Origin of the sequence: Halolamina pelagica (genome assembly GCF_001307315.1) — an archaeon.
Taxonomy (GTDB): domain Archaea; phylum Halobacteriota; class Halobacteria; order Halobacteriales; family Haloferacaceae; genus Halolamina; species Halolamina pelagica_B.
Map to the genome: position 1 here is coordinate 436,616 of NZ_LGUC01000001.1, position 19,747 is coordinate 456,362.

General features: G+C 68.4%; 17 protein-coding genes and 2 pseudogenes. 9 read left to right on the forward strand and 10 right to left on the reverse strand.

Annotated elements, in window-relative coordinates:
• The first annotated feature begins 1 nt into the window (after window position 1).
• Window positions 2–1,559, forward strand: a pseudogene (locus SY89_RS02365) (sulfatase).
• A gap of 93 nt (window positions 1,560–1,652) precedes the next feature.
• Here the strand turns inward: SY89_RS02365 and SY89_RS02370 are convergent.
• The 5 genes from SY89_RS02370 to SY89_RS17015 form a co-directional block, all read right to left on the reverse strand.
• Complete coding sequence (locus SY89_RS02370; protein WP_054583001.1) at window positions 1,653–1,940, reverse strand: DUF7130 family rubredoxin-like protein; 288 nt, start codon at window positions 1,938–1,940, stop codon at window positions 1,653–1,655.
• A gap of 49 nt (window positions 1,941–1,989) precedes the next feature.
• A complete protein-coding gene (locus SY89_RS17010; RefSeq protein ID WP_054583002.1) occupies window positions 1,990–2,415 on the reverse strand; it encodes a hypothetical protein in 426 nt (141 codons plus the stop codon).
• A 42-nt stretch (window positions 2,416–2,457) separates the two neighbouring features.
• Window positions 2,458–6,726: a DNA-directed DNA polymerase II large subunit gene (locus tag SY89_RS02380; RefSeq protein ID WP_054583003.1), complete on the reverse strand. Its 4,269-nt coding sequence runs from the start codon at window positions 6,724–6,726 to the stop codon at window positions 2,458–2,460.
• A 22-nt stretch (window positions 6,727–6,748) separates the two neighbouring features.
• A complete protein-coding gene (locus SY89_RS02385; protein WP_054583004.1) occupies window positions 6,749–7,168 on the reverse strand; it encodes a PPC domain-containing DNA-binding protein in 420 nt (139 codons plus the stop codon).
• Between the two features lie 110 nt (window positions 7,169–7,278).
• The gene (locus SY89_RS17015; protein WP_189319096.1) at window positions 7,279–7,422 is read right to left on the reverse strand and encodes a DUF7556 family protein; all 144 of its coding nucleotides are present in this window, start codon (window positions 7,420–7,422) and stop codon (window positions 7,279–7,281) included.
• Window positions 7,423–7,650: 228 nt separating this feature from the next.
• Here SY89_RS17015 and SY89_RS02390 point away from each other — a divergent pair, with 228 nt between their 5' ends.
• From SY89_RS02390 to SY89_RS02410, 6 genes and pseudogenes are all read left to right on the forward strand, one after another.
• Window positions 7,651–8,508, forward strand: coding sequence for a CBS domain-containing protein (locus SY89_RS02390; RefSeq protein WP_054583005.1), 858 nt, complete (start codon window positions 7,651–7,653; stop codon window positions 8,506–8,508).
• Window positions 8,508–10,304, forward strand: a complete 1,797-nt coding sequence (glyS, locus tag SY89_RS02395) for a glycine--tRNA ligase (RefSeq protein WP_054583006.1) — start codon at window positions 8,508–8,510, stop codon at window positions 10,302–10,304. The genes SY89_RS02390 and glyS overlap by 1 nt, the downstream gene beginning before the upstream one ends.
• On the forward strand, window positions 10,301–10,909 hold the full coding sequence (locus SY89_RS02400; protein WP_054583007.1) for a hypothetical protein: 609 nt from the start codon (window positions 10,301–10,303) through the stop codon (window positions 10,907–10,909). Before glyS ends, SY89_RS02400 begins: the two co-directional genes overlap by 4 nt.
• A 42-nt stretch (window positions 10,910–10,951) precedes the next feature.
• The gene (locus tag SY89_RS17020) at window positions 10,952–11,089 is read left to right on the forward strand and encodes a hypothetical protein (protein WP_189319097.1); all 138 of its coding nucleotides are present in this window, start codon (window positions 10,952–10,954) and stop codon (window positions 11,087–11,089) included.
• Window positions 11,090–11,360: 271 nt separating this feature from the next.
• Window positions 11,361–13,486, forward strand: a pseudogene (locus SY89_RS02405) (ATP-dependent DNA helicase).
• A gap of 200 nt (window positions 13,487–13,686) precedes the next feature.
• Window positions 13,687–13,887: a DUF7835 family putative zinc beta-ribbon protein gene (locus SY89_RS02410; protein ID WP_049981625.1), complete on the forward strand. Its 201-nt coding sequence runs from the start codon at window positions 13,687–13,689 to the stop codon at window positions 13,885–13,887.
• A 108-nt stretch (window positions 13,888–13,995) separates the two neighbouring features.
• Here the strand turns inward: SY89_RS02410 and map are convergent, their stop codons facing one another.
• The 3 genes from map to SY89_RS02425 form a co-directional block, all read right to left on the reverse strand.
• On the reverse strand, window positions 13,996–14,901 hold the full coding sequence (gene map / locus SY89_RS02415; protein ID WP_054583008.1) for a type II methionyl aminopeptidase: 906 nt from the start codon (window positions 14,899–14,901) through the stop codon (window positions 13,996–13,998).
• Between the two features lie 147 nt (window positions 14,902–15,048).
• Entirely contained in the window at window positions 15,049–15,897 is an 849-nt protein-coding gene (locus tag SY89_RS02420; protein ID WP_054583009.1) for an isoaspartyl peptidase/L-asparaginase, read from the reverse strand.
• 67 nt (window positions 15,898–15,964) lie between these two features.
• Entirely contained in the window at window positions 15,965–16,474 is a 510-nt protein-coding gene (locus SY89_RS02425) for a hypothetical protein (RefSeq protein ID WP_054583010.1), read from the reverse strand.
• A gap of 30 nt (window positions 16,475–16,504) precedes the next feature.
• Between SY89_RS02425 and icd the strand changes: the two genes are divergently transcribed.
• Window positions 16,505–17,776: an NADP-dependent isocitrate dehydrogenase gene (gene icd / locus SY89_RS02430; RefSeq protein WP_054583011.1), complete on the forward strand. Its 1,272-nt coding sequence runs from the start codon at window positions 16,505–16,507 to the stop codon at window positions 17,774–17,776.
• Between the two features lie 108 nt (window positions 17,777–17,884).
• On the opposite strand, the gene SY89_RS02435 is transcribed toward icd, so the two are convergent.
• Together SY89_RS02435 and SY89_RS02440 are read right to left on the reverse strand one after the other, a co-directional pair.
• Window positions 17,885–18,226, reverse strand: a complete 342-nt coding sequence (locus tag SY89_RS02435) for a cupin domain-containing protein (RefSeq protein WP_054583012.1) — start codon at window positions 18,224–18,226, stop codon at window positions 17,885–17,887.
• A 49-nt stretch (window positions 18,227–18,275) separates the two neighbouring features.
• On the reverse strand, window positions 18,276–19,109 hold the full coding sequence (locus tag SY89_RS02440) for an NAD-dependent epimerase/dehydratase family protein (protein WP_054583013.1): 834 nt from the start codon (window positions 19,107–19,109) through the stop codon (window positions 18,276–18,278).
• 115 nt (window positions 19,110–19,224) lie between these two features.
• On the opposite strand from SY89_RS02440, the gene SY89_RS02445 reads away from it, so the two are divergent.
• Complete coding sequence (locus SY89_RS02445) at window positions 19,225–19,740, forward strand: DUF5817 domain-containing protein (protein ID WP_054583014.1); 516 nt, start codon at window positions 19,225–19,227, stop codon at window positions 19,738–19,740.
• Window positions 19,741–19,747: the final 7 nt, after the last annotated feature.

Below are 19,747 nucleotides of genomic sequence, written 5' to 3' on the forward strand. Positions count from 1 at the left end.
TATGACCAGCGGCTCGCCGTCGAACGTCCTCTTCGTGGTGATGGACACGGTCCGGAAGGACCACCTCGGCCCGTACGGCTACCACCGTGACACGACGCCGGGGCTCGACGAGTTCGCCGAGGAGGCGACCGTCTTCGACAACGCCGTCGCCCCCGCCCCGTGGACGCTCCCGGTCCACGCCTCCATCTTCACCGGGATGTACCCCTCACGCCACGGCGCCGACCAGGAGAACCCCTATCTGGAGGGGCGACGACGCTCGCGCAGTCGCTCTCGGCGGCGGGCCACGAGACCGCCTGCTACTCCTCGAACGCCTGGATCACCCCCTACACCCACCTCACCGACGGGTTCGACGACCAGGACAACTTCTTCGAGGTGATGCCGGGCGACCTGCTCTCGGGCCCGCTGGCGCGGATGTGGCAGGTGCTCAACGACAACCCCCGACTCCGGAAGCTGGCGGACATGATCGTCAGCGCGGGCAACACCGCCCACGAGTACCTGAGTTCCGGCGAGGGCGCCGACTCGAAGACTCCCCGCGTCATCGACCGCACGAAGCAGTTCGTCGAAGCGGCGGAGGCGGGCGACGACGACGGCTGGTTCTCCTTCATCAACCTCATGGACGCCCACCTGCCGTACCACCCGCCCGAGGAGTTCGGCGAGGAGTTCGCGCCGGGTGTCGACTCCACCGAGGTCTGCCAGAACTCGAAGCTGTACAACTCCGGCGCTCGGGAGATCGACGACGACGAGTGGGAGGAGATCCGCGGGCTGTACGACGCCGAGATCGCCCACATCGACAGCCAGCTCACCAGGCTGTTCGACTGGCTGAAGGCGACCGACCGCTGGGACGACACCGCGGTGGTCGTCTGTGCGGACCACGGCGAACTCCACGGCGAACACGGCCTCTACGGCCACGAGTTCGGCCTCTACGACCCGCTCGTCAACGTCCCGCTGATGGTCAAACACCCCGAAATCGAGCAGGGGCGCCGCCAGGAGACGGTCGAACTGATCGATCTCTACCACACCGTGCTCGACACGTTCGACGCCGACGCGGCCGCGACGGCCGCCGACGAGGAGGCGGTGCCGCTCGACCGCACTCGCTCGCTGCTCGCCGACGAGTACCGCGCGTTCGACGGCGTCGACGACGCCGACCCCGCACAGCAGGCCGCGCCCGACGGCGAAACTGGGTTCATCGAGTACTCCCGTCCGGTGGTCGAACTCAAGCAGTTGGAGGAGAAAGCCGCCGACGCCGGGATCGACCTCGACGAGGACTCGCGGTTTTACGCACGCATGCGCGCCGCCCGCCGGGCCGACGCGAAGTACGTCCGGATCGACCGGATCGAGGACGAAGCGTACCGACTGGACGAGGACCCCGACGAGACGGAGAACCTGGCGGGCGTCGACGACGAGACGATCGACGACGTGGAGGGCGAACTCGCGATCTTCGAGAACGAGATCGGCGGCGCCTGGACCAGCGCCGCCGCGGGCGAGATCACCGACGACGCCGTCGAGGGATGGACGAGGAGATCCAGGATCGGTTGCAGGATCTCGGGTATATGGAGTGACACCAGCCACGGCACGCGACCAGCGATCGGCGACGGCCGATCGCCCGGAGCTGTTTCCGTGACTGTGTAAAACCGACCACGGCGCGCGACTGCTCAGCCCTCGGTCCAGTAGTACAGCGCGGTCCGATCGGCGCCGCAGTCCGGACACTCCCCGGGAAGCTCCTCGATGTTGCGGAGTTCGCCGCAGTCCGCACAGCGCGACAGCAGTTCGGCCTCGCCGAACTCGTGGCCCGCGCCGTCGTGGTCGATCGAGAGCGCCCGGATCCCCTCCCGGGTGGTGATGGCGAAGCCGTCGTCGGTCAGGCCGCGAATGCTGCCGAGTTTCGTCCCGTCACGGTCGTACACCTCTGCGCCAATGGTGACCGTGCGTTTCTCGCTCACAGGATTCACCTTGGGTCGCTGAGGCGAGAAAGACGGCGGCGGGGTGGATCTACCGTCGAACCGACGCAAACGCGAGGGTGACGACCGAGAGCAACGTCGTTGCCAGTGTCACCGTGTAGAGTTCGACAGCGGCCAGTCGTGCGGGCGTGCGAAGCAGCAGATAGGCGTGAGCGAGGCCAGTACCCGCCAATCCAGAATAGAGAACGAGCGGTCCGATACTCCCAGCGGTGACTTCGCCCCCGAGTACATGAGTGTCGCACTGAATCTGCACGAGGGCGAGTGTTGGGAGCGCGACCGAGACGGAACCCACGAGTAGCGCGAGGCCACTACCGGTAGGTTCGTGCAGAACGCCAACAAGCGGACCCAGTTCACCGATAGCGACGCCGCGACGGATGACGAACTGGGCCTGGAGGAGGATGACTGTCGTCAGCCAGAGCGTGGCGCCGACGACGGCGGGGCGGAATCGACAGGACACAGTCAGATTCGAAACTGAGGTCGGATATTTTTTTTGGAACTACTACATGAAGTCCGCGATGCCGCTCTGTTTGTTCTTGTCGTTCTCGAAAATCGACTCCAGCGAGCGTTCGAGCACCTCTAACCGCTGTTTCGTGTAGTCCCGGCAGCCGTACTCCTCGGCGACCTCGATAGCCACGTCCATGTACTTGTTCACGGAGCCGCGGTGGACGGTCAGCGTCATCCGGCCGCCACACTCCCGACAGTCGCCGGTGAGCGGCATCCGGCGGTACTTCTCGCCACAGTCCAGACAGCGCGTCTCCTGCCGAGAGAACGCCCGGAGGTTGCCGATCAGGTCCGGCAGGAAGTGGTTCTCGATCACTCGCTCGGCCACGTCGGTCTGGTCGACGGCGCGGAGCTTTCGGGAGAGTTCGAGCTGGGCGTCCATCTTCGTCTCCATGTCGCCCAGCGTCTTGTACGCCGAGAGATCCGGCCCGAGCGCGATGTCGCTGGTGTCGTGGGTGTGGTCGAAGCCGCGGTACTCGTCGTCGGTGCCGAGCGTGTCCTCACCGAGCTGGATCAGCTCTTCGACCTCGCCGGGGTCGGCCATCTCGAGGGTCGCCTCGTAGAACTCCTGGGGGTACTGCCGGACGATGTCCATGTTGTGGGCCTCGTCGTCGATCTCCGAGGGGTCGATCCGTGAGGACATCACCAGCGGCGCGTCCATCCGGCCCCCGCGCTGGTCGGGGAGGAACTCCTTCGAGAAGTTGAGCAGGCCGTCCAGCAGGAGCATGACGCAGTCCTCGTCGCCGTCGCACTGGGCGGAGTACATGTCGTTCGCGACGAGCGTGTGTGTCTCCTCGACGGTGAGGCAGTAGGTATGGTCACTTTCGGCTTCGACGTACTCGACAGTGGCCACCTCGTCGGTCACGGGTGCGCCGCCGTCGGCGATTACCGCCGTCTCGGCGTCGCCCCGGATGCTGGCAGGCTGTTCGCCCGTCCCAGTCGAAGGCACGGGGATCTCGTCGCCGACTTCGATTTCGGTGGCGACGATCGACTCGACGCCACTGGTCCACCGACAGAGTTCGTGATCCGGCGTCACCGTGATCTCCCGACCGCTCCGGGTCTCGACGCGGACCATGTGCTCCGGTGCGGGATGCTTGCTCACCGCCTCGACGGGCTTGACGACCTCGTCGCCGTCGGCGTCGATTGACGGAACAAACACGTCGCCGTCGAGTTCCTGCACCAGCGTCCCGAAGTCGTCCTCGTCGGCGGTTTCGGGGTTGAGCCGATCCTCGACGAGCGTCCGAATCTCGTCGTGGTGCCACGACTCGCTCTCGTCGCGGAACCACACCTTCGTCTCGGGGTGGAAGCAGTTCCGCCGCTTCGCCGCGTGGAAGTACGGGTGCGCGTAGCCGACGGCCGCACTCGTGAACCCAACGACGCGCCCGACCACCGCGGCGGAGGTGTGCGGCGCCATCCCGAACACGAGTTCGCCCACGAGGTCGTCGCGCTCCTCAACCCCGTAGAACGGCTCCAGCCCGTAGAACTCCTCCAGCAGGTCGTCGACGAAGTCCGCCGTCCGCATCATGTGCTCGGCCGCGCCGTCGGGGAGGACGATGTCCTGTACCTTCAGCTCGACCAGCTGGTCGTCGTGCCGCAGCGGCTCGCCGTCGACGTCGGTCTCGTAGCCGAGTCGGCGGAACTCCGCGGCGGTGGTGTCGAGCTCCTCGGGCCGGACCGAGGTGACCGGCAGGTCGGTCATGTCGTAGCGCACGGTGCCGTCCTTGAACGACGACACGTCGTGTTTCGCCCGGAGGACCCCCTTCTCCATCGGCTCGGGAGTCTCGTTGGCGGACATCAGCCCCTGGACCCCCTTCAGGATCGAGAAGCTCCCCTCGCGCTCGCCGACGCTGTCGAGGGCGTCGTGGTAGATCGCATTGAGGTCGATCACCCGTTCCTCGGGGCTCTCGACCTCCCACTCACAGCGCGGGCAAACGACGCGGCCGGACTCGTCGGGTTCGACCTCGATCCCGCAGTCGTCGCACTCGTAGTACGGTTCGGTGTGGCTCTCACACTCCGGACAGCGGTTCTCGTAGGTGTGTTCGCCACACTCTGGGCACTCGCGCTCGCCGAGGCTGACCTCGATCACGCCGCGGCCGGCGTCGGTACGGTCCTTCGCGGCCTTGGCCACGTCGCGTTGGCTGCCGCCGGCCTCGCCGATGGGGAACATCGTGTGGACCGCCGGCGAGAGGTCGCGGCTCTCGGACTTCTCGGGCCGGCCCATCCGGTTGCCGATCCGGGTGGGCGCACGCTCCCGGACCGCGAAGGAGGCGACTTCGTTCACGGCCTCGATCGCGTTCGTGCCGGGGAGTGGGACCGAGTCGGCCCCCTCGGTGTGTTCCGCCTCGGCCGCCGTGTCGGACTCGTCTCGCACAGCCACCCCGGTGTCGGCCTCAGCGGTCGGTGGCGCCTGTCGACTGTCGTCGGAGCCCGTGGACGGCGGCGCCTGTTGGCCGCCGTCGGCGACCGCCTCGTCCGGCCCGTCGTCCGCTGCGCCCCACGTTCGTGCGCGCTCGCTCAGGTCCGCGGGCTGCCACTCGCGTTCCAGTTCCGCGGTCACGCCAAGTGAGCGGAGGAGCGGGCGGTACTCGGGCACGCGGAGGGTGTCCTCTGTCGCGGTGTGCTCGACGAGCAGGCGTTCGAGCGCGCGCTGGGCGTCGTCGCGCCGCTCGATCAGCAGCCCGTCGTCGTCGATCTCCCCGTCGGCGGCGGCGGCCGCCAGCGCGTCGTACTCGGCGACGGTCACGTCGTGCCAGAGGTAGGTGTACTCGGGGTGGATCGGGCAGTCATAGCGCTCGGCCCAGTCCAGCGCCGTCCGGGGGTCGGGCTCGTCGAGGTCGACGTGGGGGTCGTCCCGGAGCGCCTGCACGTCGGCGCCGGCGTCGTCGAACTCCTGTTCCCACCACTCGACGCTGTACGACGCCGGCACGAGCGGGTGGTTGTTCTCGACGAACTCGCCGTAGTTGACGAGGTACTCGCCGAGGTCGAGGATCTCGTCGACGCCGTTTCTCACGTCGAGCGCCTCCTGCGGGTCGTCGATCCGGCGCACGTCGCCGTTGGCGAGCTTGACCGTCGGCCCCTCGATCGAGTCGACCGGGACGACGCCGGCGGCCTTCCCGGGGCGTTCGGTTTTGATCTGGGTCCCCGTCGCGAGGAAGTCGTCGACGAGATGCATCGTCGCCGGGTGGACGCCCGCGGTCGCGAACCCGTGGTTGCGCGAGCGGCCGTAGCGCAGGCGGAAGCCGCCTGATTCGGAGGGGTGGCCGAACACCGGCCGGCCGGCGATCAGGTCCCGGAGGTACTTGGTCGCGGACTCGGCTCGGACCGGCCCCTCGGGCTCGGCCGGTTCGTCGGCGTCCGCCTCCGCGTCGCCGTCGTCGGCGGCCGCCGCCTCGTCGCCCTCGTCGCTCCCGTCGTCGGCGGCGCCGTCGTAGTAGGTGCCGTCGATGAGGTCCTGCAGCCACGGCCAGTCGACCTCGTCGAGCTGGCGCGTGTAGCGCTGGATCTTCGGCGCCTTCAGCGCGATCCCCTCGGCCATGACGAGACACATCCCGCCGCGGGCGGAGTTGGTGTCGACGCGCTCGAGATCCCGGAACCCCGAGACCTCCTCGTCGCCGGTGGCCTCGCCGTCGAGCATGATCGGCATGTGCTCGGCGATGAACTTCGTCTCCTTGTCCTTCGGCGTGTACTGGAGCCCGGTCTCCTTCTCGTACAGCGCGATCTCCTCGGCGTAGCGCTCGATCTCGTCGTCGCGGGCGTGGAACTCCTCGATCCCGAGCAGCGAGCGGGCGTAGTCGGCGACGAGCACCGACAGCGCCTGTGCGGTCCCGCCCGCCGAGCGGATCGGCCCGGCGTAGTAGACGTTGACGAACTCGGTCCCGTCGTCGTTCTGGAGCAGTTCCGCGCGGTCGATCCCCTCGATCGGCGCGGCGACGACCCCCTCCGTGAGGAGGGCGACCGCGGTCCGGACCGCGCCCTCGATCTTCCCCTCGCGGCTGTCGTAGTCGCCGACGTTGCCGTCGACGAAGTCCTCCACGAGTTCGAGGGCGGCCTCCTCGCGGCTCATCTGGCCCTCGAGCTCCCGGACGCGCTCGGCGACGCCGGGGATGCCGAGGATGTTCTCGACGCGGTCGGCCATGTCCTTCGCGACCGGGATTTCGATCTCCGGCTGGGGATCTCTCCCCTGTTCGCGGGCGGCTTCGGCGCGGTCGAACGCGTCGTCGAGCTGGTCCTCGATGCGCTCGAAGTAGCGCTCGTCGTCCTCCCTCATCGCTCACCCCGCCCGTTCCGGCTCACAGCCAGAGATCCAGATCAGTCTCTTCGTGGTGTGTTCGCTCCAGCGGTTCCTCGAACGTCCGCATGTACACCTCGCCCGCGAACACCGTCCCGGCGTCGAGATGCCCCGCGAGCGCCTGCCCGCTCGGCCGCGAGAGCACCGCGTGGGTGTGTGCGAACCGCTCGCCGTCGAGGATGGAGACGTTGCCCACACAGGCCGCCACCTCCAGGGGCTCCTCGAACTCCACGGACTCGTACTCGCCCTCCTGCTGGTCGTAGAACCAGACGACGGCGTCCTGCACCGCGCCCATGGCGTTGAACCAGGCGGCGTCGACGTCCTCCTCGACCGCCAGCGACTCGATCTCCTCGCGCCAGTCGGCGCCGGTCTCGAGGCGGGCGAGGAACTCACGGTCGGGCGAGAGTTCGCGGTAATCCATACGCGTGTACAAGCGGCGACGAGGACAAAAACCTTCACTCCCGCCGCGGTCGCGCTGCGTCGAGAGCCACCTCGGCGGACAGTATCGAGAAAAAGCGGGATGAGGGGGCGCTACGCCCACTCGGCGACGACTGGTGCGTCGCCCTCCGCTACCGAGATCCAGGCCTCTTCGCGGCCGAGATCCGCGATAACGAACTCGGCGTCGTCCAGCGAGCCCATCACGTCGTCACCGCCGTGAACCGTGCCCGGTGCCATGCTATAGCCTCACACGCACAGAGGCATAAACCCGTCGAAACATTGACTATGATTCTCATGGTTTATCGACCGCCGGCTCCAGGGTGAGACAGTCGCGCTTACTGTACTCGGCCAGCGCACGGTTCCACCCCCACGATTGTCAGTGTTCGAACACGATCTTCCTGCGCGGTTGCGAGTACCGCGCACACCTTCGCAGAGTACAAGAGGGGCCCAAGAGAACACGCCCCCATGAAGGTAGCCGACGCTATGACGCCCGGGTCCGACCTCGTGACTGTCTCGCTGCCGGGCTCGCGCGACGATGCCCTCGAGTACCTGCAGGAACGCGAGTTCTCCTCGGTCCCCGTGGTCCGCACGACAGACGAGGGCGAGCGGTACCGCGGGCTGGTCTCCCGTGACGACCTGATCGAACGCCCCGACGAGGACGACCTCGCGCTCCTGATGCGGGAGGTGCCGACGACGACCGCCGACGCGACGCTCCAGGAACTCGCGGCGCTGATGCTCGAAGCGGGCACGCGGCGCGCTCCGGTCGTCGAACCCGACGACGGCGGCACCCTCGTCGGCATCGTCACGATTACCGACGTGATCCACGCGCTGGCCCGCGAGAAAGTCGCGACCGACGCCGAGGTGGGCGACCTCTGTAGCGACACGGTCAACACCACCTACACGGGAACGCCCCTCCCCGTCGCGGAGCGAGAGATCGGGCTCGCCGACGTGCCATACACGGTCGCACTCGACGACACCGCCGAGATGGCCGGCGTGCTCACCGAACCCGACATCGTCGCCGTCGCGGAGGTCGTCGAGGGCGAGGAGGACGCCGGCGCCTCGATGGCCGGCGACGACGAGCACTGGAAGTGGGAGAGCATCAAGTCCGTCGGGAACCGCTACGTGCCGACCCGGAACGTCGAGCTCCCGGCCGAGCCCGTCTCGGAGTACATGACCGAGGACGTGGTGACCGTCTCGAAGCGGAAGTCCGCCGTCGAGGCCGCACAGCTGATGATCACCAACGACATCGAACAGATCCCGGTCGTTAGCGGCGGCGAACTCGCCGGCATGCTCCGGGACGTGCACCTGCTGGAGGCGTTGTGATGGGCGAGCACGACGTTACCGAACTCGCCAAGCGCCGCGGCTTCTTCTTCGCGGCCGCGGCGGCGTACGGCGGCGCCGCCGGCTTCTACACGTTCGGCCCGGAGGGTGCGGCGCTGAAGCGCAACGTCGAGGCCGCCTGGCGCGACCGCTTCGCGCTCAAGGAGGACAACGAAGAGATCGCGGCGCCGACGATCATGCCCGAGCCCGTGTTCGAGGCCTCCGGCCACCTCGACACGTTCGACGACATGCTCGTCGAGTGTCCGGAGTGTGGCGAGTCCCACCGCGCGGACCACCTCGTCGAGGACGCGACCGATCTCGAGGACGCCGAGGCGCTCGACCCCGAAGCGGTCGCCGACCTCATCGCCGAACACGACCTGACCTGTCCGGCCTGTGGCGCCGAACTCGGCGGCCAGGCGGTCGAGGAGTTCAACCTCATGTTCGAGACGAGCATCGGCCCCGGCTCGGGCCAGCCTGGCTACCTCCGGCCCGAGACCGCACAGGGCATCTTCGTGGAGTTCCCGCGGCTGAAGGAGTACGCTCGCGGCAAGCTCCCCTTCGGCGTCACCCAGATCGGTCCGGCGTACCGCAACGAGATCTCGCCGCGTCGCGGCCTGATCCGGGTGCGCGAACTCACCCAGGCCGAACTGGAGACGTTCATCGACCCGGAGACCGACGACCCCGACCTGGAGAAGGTCGCGGACGTGGAGCTCCGGCTCTACGCCGCGCCCGAGCAGCAGACGGACGCGCCCGCCGCCGAGGGGTACCAGGAGCTGACCGTCCGCGAGGCCGTCGACGAGGGCGTCGTCGCCTCGGACTGGATCGCCTACTACCTCGGCGTCGCCCAGGAGTGGTACGAGCGCATCGGCGTCGACACCGAGCAGCTCCGCTTCCGCCAGCATCTCCCGGGCGAGCGGGCCCACTACGCCGCGGACTGTTGGGACGCCGAGGCCAAAGTCGAGAGCGCCGGCGGCGACTGGATCGAGATCGCCGGCTTCTCGACCCGGAGCGACTACGACCTCTCGAAACACGCCGCGGGCAGCGGCGAGAACTTCACCGTGTTCAAGCAGTACGACGAGCCGCGCACGGTCGAACGCCCCAGCGTCGAGCCCGACATGGCGACGCTCGGCCCCGAGTTCGGCGGCGACGCCGGCGCGGTCGCCGCGGCGCTCGAAACGCTCGCGGAGCGGGACCCCGACGCGTTCGAGGCCGAGGCGGTCACCGTCGAGGTCGACGGCGAATCGTACACCGTCGACACCGACGTGGCGAACTTCGAGGTCGTCGAGGAGACCGAGGCGGGCGAGCACATCGTCCCGCACGTGATCGAGCCCTCCTTCGGCGTGGACCGCACCGTCTACACGCTGATCGACCACGGGCTTCAGCGCGACGAGCTCGGCGGCGAACCGCGGGACTACCTCTCGTTCGCGCCCGAGATGGCGCCGACGGACGTGGCGGTGTTCCCGCTCGTGAGCAACCACGAGCCGCTGCTCGAGACGGCGGGCGAGATCGTCTCGACGCTCCGGGCGGCGGGCTTCGACGCCACCCGGGACGACTCGGGCTCGATCGGCCGGCGCTACCGCCGACAGGACGAGGTCGGCACGCCGTTCTGTGTCACCGTCGACCGCGACGGGCTCGAGGACGATCCCGAGACCGTGACGCTGCGGGACCGCGACACGGGCGCACAGGCCCGCATCCCGATCGGTGAACTGGTCGGCCAGCTCGAGGCGCTCCACGAGGGGGAGGCCGACTTCGAGACCGTACTGGCCCGGTACGAAACCGTCGAACCCGTCGACGGATGAGCGAACTCGGGCGCCGCGGCGTGCACGCCTCGGGGATCGGCATCCCGGCGCTGTACCTGCTCGGGCTGGTCGACTGGCCGCAGGTCCGGCTGCTGCTGGTCGGCCTCTCCGTGGCCGTCTCGGTGCTCGAGTTCGTCCGACTGGTGCTCGACTACCAGTGGCCGCTGTTCGACACGCTGGCCCGCGAGTACGAGCGCGAGAACGTCGCGGGCTACGCGCTGTACGCCTACTCCCAGACGGTGGTGGCGTTCGTCTTCGCCCCCGCGGTCGCGCTCCCGGCGATGCTGATGCTGATCATCGGCGACCCCGTCTCGGGCTATCTCGGCTCGAACGACGCCGGCACCGCCAAACAGGCGGGCGTCCTCGGCGTGATGTTTCTCGTCTGCTTCGCGCTCGCGGCGCCGTTTACGACGGCGGCCACTCCGCTGCTGGCGGGGCTCGCGGCCGCCGCCGTCGGCGCCGCGGGCGCGACGCTGGCCGACGGCGTGACGCCGGTGATCGCGGGCTACGTCGTCGACGACAACGCCTCCATCCCGCCGGCGGCGGCGCTGGGGATCGCGCTCGTGTTCGTCCTCACCGGCAACGGCGCCGCCCTCGGGGTCTGAATCGGCCACCACGCTCTTCGGTCTCGCCGGCGGACCCGTTCGATGCCAATGGAGATCGGACTGGTCGAGATCCTGATCGCCGCGATCGTACTGCTCGTGGTGCTGGGAACCCTCTACGTCCTGCTCCAGCGCGAGGGGGACGGGGAGATGCTCGAACTCCTGATCGAACTGGTGGACTGATCTCCAGTCGAAACGGAGGGGTGTGAACGGTTCGCTTGCGGGTGGTTACCTTCCCGTTCTTTTTGAGCCGGGGGACCACTCGCATCCCGCCCACCCACGGCTCGCTCCGCTCGCCGTTCGCATACGAGGCCGTTTGCCTCCTCACTCCGTTCGGAGTGTCCCGGCCTCGCCCCGAGCCTTTTAGGCCGATAGCCACCCAATCCCGCCCGTGGCAGAGACGACACGCCGGTTCTTCCCGTACGAGAGCCCCTACCCAAACCAGGGGGAGGCGATGACCCGCATCGCCGCCGCGCTGGACGACGGCGACGACGTGCTGTTCGAGGGCGCGCCCGGGACTGGCAAGACGCTCTCAGCGCTGGTACCCGCGCTGGAGCACGCCCGCGAGGAGGACCGGACCGTCGTCATCACGACCAACGTCCACCAGCAGATGCGCCAGTTCGTCGAGGAGGCCCGCGCGATAAACGACGAGGAGGACATCCGTGCGGTCGTGTTCAAGGGGAAGTCGTCAATGTGTCACATCGGCGTCGACTACCAGGAGTGTCAGACGCTGCGTGACACCACGCGCGAACTGGTCGAGGACCAGGCCGAGAAGCGCGAACTCGAACAGCAACAGCGCGAGCTGTTGGACGCCAGCCGCGAGGGCGACGCCGCCGCCGCTCAGCGCCGCGAGGCGGTGATGGAGGAGCTGGAGGCCGTCGAGGAACGCATCGACGCCGTCGAGGGGACGAACGTCTGTGAGCACTACCGGAACAACCTGCTGGGCGACAACGACGAGTTCTACGAGTGGCTGTACGACGGCGTTCGGACGCCCGAGGAGATCTACGAGTACGCTGACCAGCACGACCTCTGCGGGTACGAACTGCTGAAAGAGGGGATGGAGGCGGTCGATCTGGTGGTCTGTAACTACCACCACCTGCTCGACCCCACCATCCGCGAGCAGTTCTTCCGGTGGCTGGACCGGGAGCCCGAACGCGTCGTCACCGTGTTCGACGAGGCCCACAACATCGAGTCCGCCGCCCGGGACCACGCGAGTCGGAGCCTCACGGAGAACACGCTCGACAGCGCGCTGGACGAACTCAACGACCGGGAGGATTCCCGGGCCGACGCCGCCGAGAACGTCGTCGGCGCGTTCCGTGACGCGCTCGTCGACGCCTACGAGGACGGCTTCGAGTACGGGGAGCGGGAGGGGATCGACGAGCACTGGCACGACGTCCCCATCGCCAACGACGACGCCCGCGACGACCTGACGCTCGCGTTCCTCCGGAACTACGAGGGAAGGGGGATCGACACCGAGATCGAACTCGCGGTCCAGTTGGGCGAGGCGATCGACGAGGAGTACGAGGAGGCGTACAAGAACGGCGACGCGACCTCCCGCGCCGAGAGCGCGACGCTCGCGGCCGCCCGGTTCCTCTCGATCTGGATGGACGAGAACGCCGAACTCGGCCAGTACCCCGTTGTCTCAGTGCGCCGGAACGAGGCCACCGACGAGATATACGGCCGTGCGGAGCTGTACACGTGCATCCCGCGCCGCGTGACCGAGGCGCTGTTCGACGAGGTGTACGCGAGCGTCCTGATGTCGGCGACGCTGCGCCCCTTCGACGTGGCCGCCGACGTGCTGGGGCTAGACGATCCCGTGACGATGGCGTACGGGCTGGAGTACCCCGAGGGGCACCGCCGGACGTACGCCGCCGGCACGCCGCCGCTGTTCGCCAGCGACCGCGGCGACCCGGCGGTTCAGGAGTCAGTCTCCGGGGTCGTCTCCGATCTCGTCGAGTTCACGCCCGGGAACACGCTCCTGTTTTTCCCCTCCTACGCCGAGGCCGAGCGCTACTACCAGCGCCTGGGCGGCGGCGACGGCCGCCCCGTGGGCGACGCCGACGGCGGCGACGCGGCGCTCATGCTCGACGGTTCGGACGTTGACACCGACGACCTCCGGGAGCGGTTCGTGGCGAGCGAGAACGCCGGGCTGTTCACGTCGCTGTGGGGGACGCTCGCGGAGGGGGTGAGCTTCGACGGCGACGCCGCCCGGAGCGTCGCCGTCGTCGGCGTCCCGTACCCCACATCGACGACCGACTGGAAGCGGTGCAGGACGCCTACGACCGCGCCTACGGCGACCGGAACCAGGCCGGCTGGCGCTACGCCGTCGAAATCCCGACGGTCCGCAAGACCCGGCAGGCGCTGGGGCGGGTGATTCGTTCGCCCGACGACTTCGGGGTGCGCGTCCTCGCGGACAAGCGCTACACGCGCGCGGACATGGGTCGGTTCTCCGTCCGGGACACGTTCCCCGAGGAGGAACGCGACGAACTCATCGACATGAACCCCGAGAAGGTGAAGTTCGGGATGCTGAACTTCTACGCCGACCTCGACGCCTACGACGGCGAGCCGCCGCGGCCGTGAACTGGTTCGCCGTAACGTGTATCAGTCCCCTGGCGTATGTCTGACGCGTATCCGACGCCCGCCAGACGGACACGGACGGCTGCTCGATCGACGAACGGCCGGCATTCGGCGTGAGACGGTCGATTTGCCCAGTTTCGGCGCCGTCCTGTCAGACCAATTAGCGCCGCCTTTATCAGACTCCTCCGAGAAAGGGCGGGCGCATGGCCACTCAACCCTCCGATCCTGACAACGTTCGAGAGAGCTGTCCGGAGTGTGACGGGGAGACGATCCACGACGTCCGGGTCGAGATCCGGACCGAGAGCGATCAACAGGAGAACTCGGAGTTCTCCAGGGAGCCGTACCGCGTGGCCGTCTGTCAGACGTGCGATTCCCAGACGGCGACGCGGATGAACAACGCGTAACCCCCGGCAGTGGCCGTCGCGGGTGTGGGGCCCGACGACGAGCGATGCCGGCTATGCGTCGGAACGGCGCTTCGGCGCCGTCGTTTTTCGGTCGGCGAGACCGACTAGCTACTCGAACAGCCCGGCGGTCGTCAGTTCGTACCCGTCCTCGGTGACGATCAGGGTGTGCTCGGCCTGTGAGACGAGGGTGCCCTCGTTCTCCTGGAGCACGGGGTAGCCCTTGACGGCGCCGTCGGCTTTCAGGCGGCGCAGCGCCATCGACGGCCGCGGGGTGTCGAGCCAGCGCTCGGCGAACGGGAGGCCGTCGAACTCGCTGACGATCTGGTCCATCGCCTGCCGGGCGGCGCGGTCTCGCACCGAGCGCTCCTCCTGCAGTTCGAAGATCTGCTCGTGGCTCCCCTCGCCAACTTTGCCGCTGCCGTCGGTGGCGAACGGTTCGATCGCGACCACCTGGCCGGCTTCCAGTTCGGCGGAGCGATCGACGCCGCGGTTCGGGATCGACGGCCCCGTGTGGGCGTCGTAGTGGCCGAGCCCGTGACCGGAGAGGTTGAGCACGGGCGAGTAGCCGTAGCCGTCGATCACGTCCTCGATAGCCCCGCCCACGACGCCGACCTCGGCGCCGGCTTCGACCTCGTCGAGCGCGGCGTCGAGCGCCTGTTCGGCGGCTTCGACCAGTTCGTCGCTGCCCGAGAAGTCGACGGTGACCGCCGAGTCGGCGATGTAGCCGTCGACGTGGACGCCGATGTCGAGACAGACCATGTCGTCCTCGCCGAACTCGGTGTCGTCGTCGGCCTCCGGGGTCGCGTGGGAGGCCTCGTGGTCGATGCTGATGTTGACGGGGAACGCCGGCTCGCCGCCGAGTTCGACGATGCGCTCCTCGGCGGTTTCCGCGACCTCCAGATGGGTCACGCCGGGTTCGACCAGCTCTCGGGCCTCCTGCATCACCTCGACCAGGATCTCGCCGGCCTCGTGGTGCTTTTCGACTGCCTCCTCGCTCAGATCGCCGTAGCTCATGGCTGTTCGATTGGCCTGTGCCGGGGAAAGAGGTTCCGGGACAAAGGGCCGTGCGCGGCGATCGACAGCCGTACCGGGACGAGGGGCCGCGTGCGGCGATTGACAGCCGTACCGGGACGAGGGGCCGCGTGCGGCCGCGAAGCGACCCTACCGCGTCGCCGTACTCGTCTGCATCGCGTCGGAGTTGAACGCCGCACCGGTCCCCTCGTCGTCACAGACGATCACGCCCGCCGAGGAGCCCGTGAGCTCGTCGAACTCCGCGATCGCGTCGTCGGCGGCGGTCTGGGCGTCGGCGCCCGCTTCCAGCTTGTCGACCGCGCGCTGGGTCAGCGTCACCTTCGCGATGTCCTCACCCGCGCCGGTGGCGGAGGCGCCGCCGGCGGGCGTACAGTAGAACCCGGAGCCGACCTGGGGCACGTCGCCGACCCGCCCCGCGAGCGCCCACGAACGCCCGCCCGTGGAGGTGGCGGCGGCGAACTCGCCGTCCTCGAAGGCGACGGCGCCGACGGTGTCGTGGCCGCCGAAGCGTTCTTCGAGCCACTCGAGGTGGGCTTTCGGCCCCGCTGTCGGCGGGTCCTCGTCCGCGTACTCCTCGCGTTTTTCGGGTGTCAGGAGATCCACGTCGGTTTCGACGCCGAACTCGTCGGCGAGATCGACGGCGTGCTCGCCGGCGACGAAGATGTGGGGCGTCTCCTCCATCACGACCCGTGCGGCGGAGATCGCGTCCCGTACGCCGTCCATGCTGGCGACGGCGCCGGTCTCACGGTCGGAAGTCATCAGGCCGGCGTCGGTCCGGACCGCGCCGTCGGACTGGACCGCGCCGCCGTAGCCGGCGTTGAAACGGTCGGACGCTTCGAGGACGTTCACCGCCGCCTCGACGGCGTCGACCGGATCGGACTCGGCTGCGCCGGTTTCCGCGGCCTCGTCGAGCACTTCTTGCCGCGGTTCGGGTTCGTCGGGGGTGCCGCCGGCGCCGCCGTGGACGATGATTCGCATGGGCAGGTGAGCGGCGCCGGCGCCCATCAATCCACGGGAAGCGGTCGCGCGCGCCGACTCCGTCGACTCATCGCTCGGCCGGCGGCGGCGTACAGATCGACTCGCGCTGTCGCCACGCGTGGTCGATCTCCCGCATCAACAGCGCGCAGTCGAACCGCACCGCGTCGTCGTCGAGGCGCTGATCCTCGAAGAAGCCCGAGTGGACGCTCTCGACCGTAAGCGGTTCGACCGACCACGTCTCGGTGTCGAGTTCGACGCCCTCGTAGGTGCGTTCGGCCCCACTATCGGGATCGCCGACGCCCGCGTCCGACTCCGCAGGCGCGTAGCCGAGGGAGCCCTCTCTGAAGAACGCCGAAGCGGCATCGATATCGTCGAAGACGGAGTCGGGTGGCAGGTCGTCGGCGACACGCCCATCGACGGCCACGTTCGCTTCCCCGTCGTCGCTCCTCATCTCGACTGCGTAGTGATCCCCGTCCTCCTCGGTCTCGAACGTCGCGTGGCTGTAGCTGCCGGAGAACAGGCGACTACCGAACAGGACTTGCAGCCACGAGTCGGTGTCGCGGATAACGGCAAGCATTTGGGGCCGCTCCGAGACGTTTAACGCGCTATGAGCTACGAGCACATCGAACCGCCGGAGTCGGGGTCGAAGATCACCCTGGCCGACGAGGAGACCGGCGAACTCGACGTACCGAACGACCCGATCATCCCGATCATCCACGGCGACGGCATCGGGAAGGAAGTCGGTCCCGCGGCCCAGAAGGTGCTGACCGCCGCCGCCGAGGCGACTGGTCGTGACGTGAACTGGATGCGCGTCTACGCCGGCGAGACCGCCCGCGAGATGTACGACGAGAACCTCCCCGACGAGACGGTGGAGGCCATCCGCGAACACCGCGTCGCGATCAAGGGGCCGCTGACGACGCCCGTCGGCGCCGGCTTCCGCTCGCTGAACGTCGCGCTGCGGCAGACGCTCGACCTGTACGCGAACGTCCGACCGACGTACTACCTCGACGGCGCGCCGTCGCCGATGAAGGACCCGGAGGCCATGAACATGGTCACGTTCCGGGAGAACACCGAAGACGTCTACGCCGGCATCGAGTGGGAGGCCGGCACCGACGACGTCGAGGAGGTCCGTGACTTCGTCGAGCAGGAGATGGGCTTCGACGAGACGATGCACGACGGCCCCATCGGTATCGGCATCAAGCCGATCTCCGAGAAGGGCTCGAAGCGTCTCGTGCGCGAGGCGATCGACTACGCCATCGAAAACGATCGCGACAAGGTCACGCTGGTCCACAAGGGGAACATCATGAAGTTCACCGAGGGCCAGTTCGGCGAGTGGGGCATGGAAGTCGCCGAGGAGGAGTACCCCGACGAGGAGGTCTTCGCCGCGCCCGACTCGCTGTGGGAGCAGGAGGGTGAGGTCGACATCCCCGAGGACGCCGTCATGGTCGACGAGCGCCTCGCGGACGCGATGCTCCAGTGGATGCAGCTCCGCCCCGACGAGTACGACGTGCTGGCGATGCCGAACCTCAACGGCGACTACCTCTCCGACGCCGCGGGCGCCCAGATCGGCGGCCTCGGCATCGCGCCGGGCGCCAACTTCGGCCACGGGCGCGTGCTCGCGGAGCCGGTCCATGGCTCCTCGCCGAAGAACGCCGGCGAGAACAAGGCCAACCCGACCGCGCTGATCCTCTCCGGTCGCCTGATGTTCGAGCACATCGGCTGGGAGGACACCGGGACGCTGGTGCGTGACGCCGTCGAGAAGACGATCTCCGAGGGCGACGTGACCTACGACATCGAGCGCCACCGCGAGGACGCCCGGAAGCTCTCGACCGACGAGTACGCCGAGGCCGTCGTCGAGAACATTCGCGAACTCGCCTAAGCGAGTTCCTCGGGCTCTCGCGGCTGCGCCGCGAGAACATCGAGAAGCTGTCGTAGAGCCCGCTCTCTACTTTCGACCCGTTTTCTTTCGCTGCCCGCCCGTCAGTGCCTACTCCGCCCAATCGGGGTCGGTCCGCGGCGGCGCGAACACGTCGATGCCGACGACGGGCTCGTCACCCCGGTTCTCGGCGCCGTGGACCTCGTCGCCGAGCAGCGTGTAGGACTCGCCAGCGCCGACGGTGACCTCCTCGCCGTCCTCGAGGACGAACGTGAGTTCGCCCTGGGTGATCAGGCCGGCCTGCTCGTGGTGGTGGCTGTGCGAGGGGACCTCGGCGCCGGGCTCGATGCGGAAGTGCTGGACGCTGGTCTCTTCGCCGCTGGCGCCGACAGTCAGGTGCACGTCGTCGACCGCCTCGACGAAATCGTCGTCGTCCGGTGTGTAGCGATCCATGTGGGTGTATGGCGAACGAGGGCGTATAGTTCCTCAGCTTCCGGCGAAGCTACTCCAACAGTTCCCGGGGCGGCGACTGCCAGTCGCTCGCGGAGTCCTGCGGCTCGTACCCCAGCAGCTCCTTCGTGTGCTTCAGGTCGAACCAACTCCGCGGATTATCACTCGTGGCGAAGAAGATCCCGAACTCGGTGTCCTCGTCGGTCAGACACAGCTCCACCAACTGCGCCCAGTCCCGCAGCGAGAGCCACGTCCCCTTCAGCCGCTTCACTTGCTCGGTGTACTCGTCGCTGCCGCGCTCCCAGTCGCCGTTCTCGACGCCCTGCTCGGCGTCGCCGTAAGGGTTGTCGTACAGCCCGCCGCGGACGCTGGCGATCCGGGCGGCGTAGAACCGCTTGGGGTACTCCCGCTGCTCGATGTAGAACCGACCCATGTCCTCGCCGTACGCCTTCGAGACGCCGTAGTAGGAGTCGGGCCGCTCGTCGTCGTCGACGGTGACGTTGGTGTCGTCGTCGAGCTCGTACACGTCGGGCTTGCCCTCCTCCTCCCACATCCCCGCGGCGTGGATCGAGGAGGCGAACAGGAAGCGTTCGACCTCGGCGTCTGCGGCCGCTTCGAGCACGTTCCGTGTGCCGACGAGGTTGCTCTGTTCGACGGACTCCCACGTCGCGGAGACGTGCGGGTCCGCGGCGAGGTGGACCACCGCGTCGACGCCGTCGAACGCCGGGCGGATCTCCTCGTACGCGGAAACGTCGGCGACGTGGTCCACGTCCGGCGCCGCCTCGCGGTCGAGGTAGACGAACTCGTGATCCGAGTCGTCACTGTCCAGGTGCTGCTTGATCCCCGAGGCGACGCGACCCTCCGAACCGGTGACTAGCACGCGCATACTCCGAAGTCGGTGGAGCCGGGGATAAGCCTCGGGATGCGTGCGGGCCGGCGGGGCGTCGACGCCCGCCGCGGCGAGCGGAGGATTCATAGCCGAAAGCGCACCACCTCGACCCATGTACGCGGTCGTCGGCTGCACCGAGTGTGGCACCTACTGGCTGCTCACGGATCCCCGCGAGAGCGACTCGGCGACCTGTCCGAAGTGCGGGCGACGCCACCAGACGAAGAAGCTCCGGACGTTCTACGAGACCGACGACCGCGAGGCCGCCCGCGAGGCGCGCGCGGCGCTCCTGGCGAAGAAACACGGCGACAGCGCTGCCTTCAACGACGTCGCCCACGTCTCCGAACTCGAGGACCGCGTCGAGGACAGCGGCATGTCCGAGACCGAGTACCTCGAACAGTCCGGCATCGATCCCGACGAGGTGCAGGCGGCGGGGGACACCTCGACGGAGTCGTCGCGGAGCCGCGACGAGAAGGTCCGCGACGCCGTCCGGGAGGGCGGCACCGAGGCGGAAATTCTGGAGCGGGCCGTCGACGACGGCGTCCCACGCGGCGCCGCGGAGAAACTGCTGGAGAAACTCCGCCGGCAGGGAGAAGTGATCCAGTCCGGCGGGGAGTTGCGGCTGGTCTGAGGCGGAC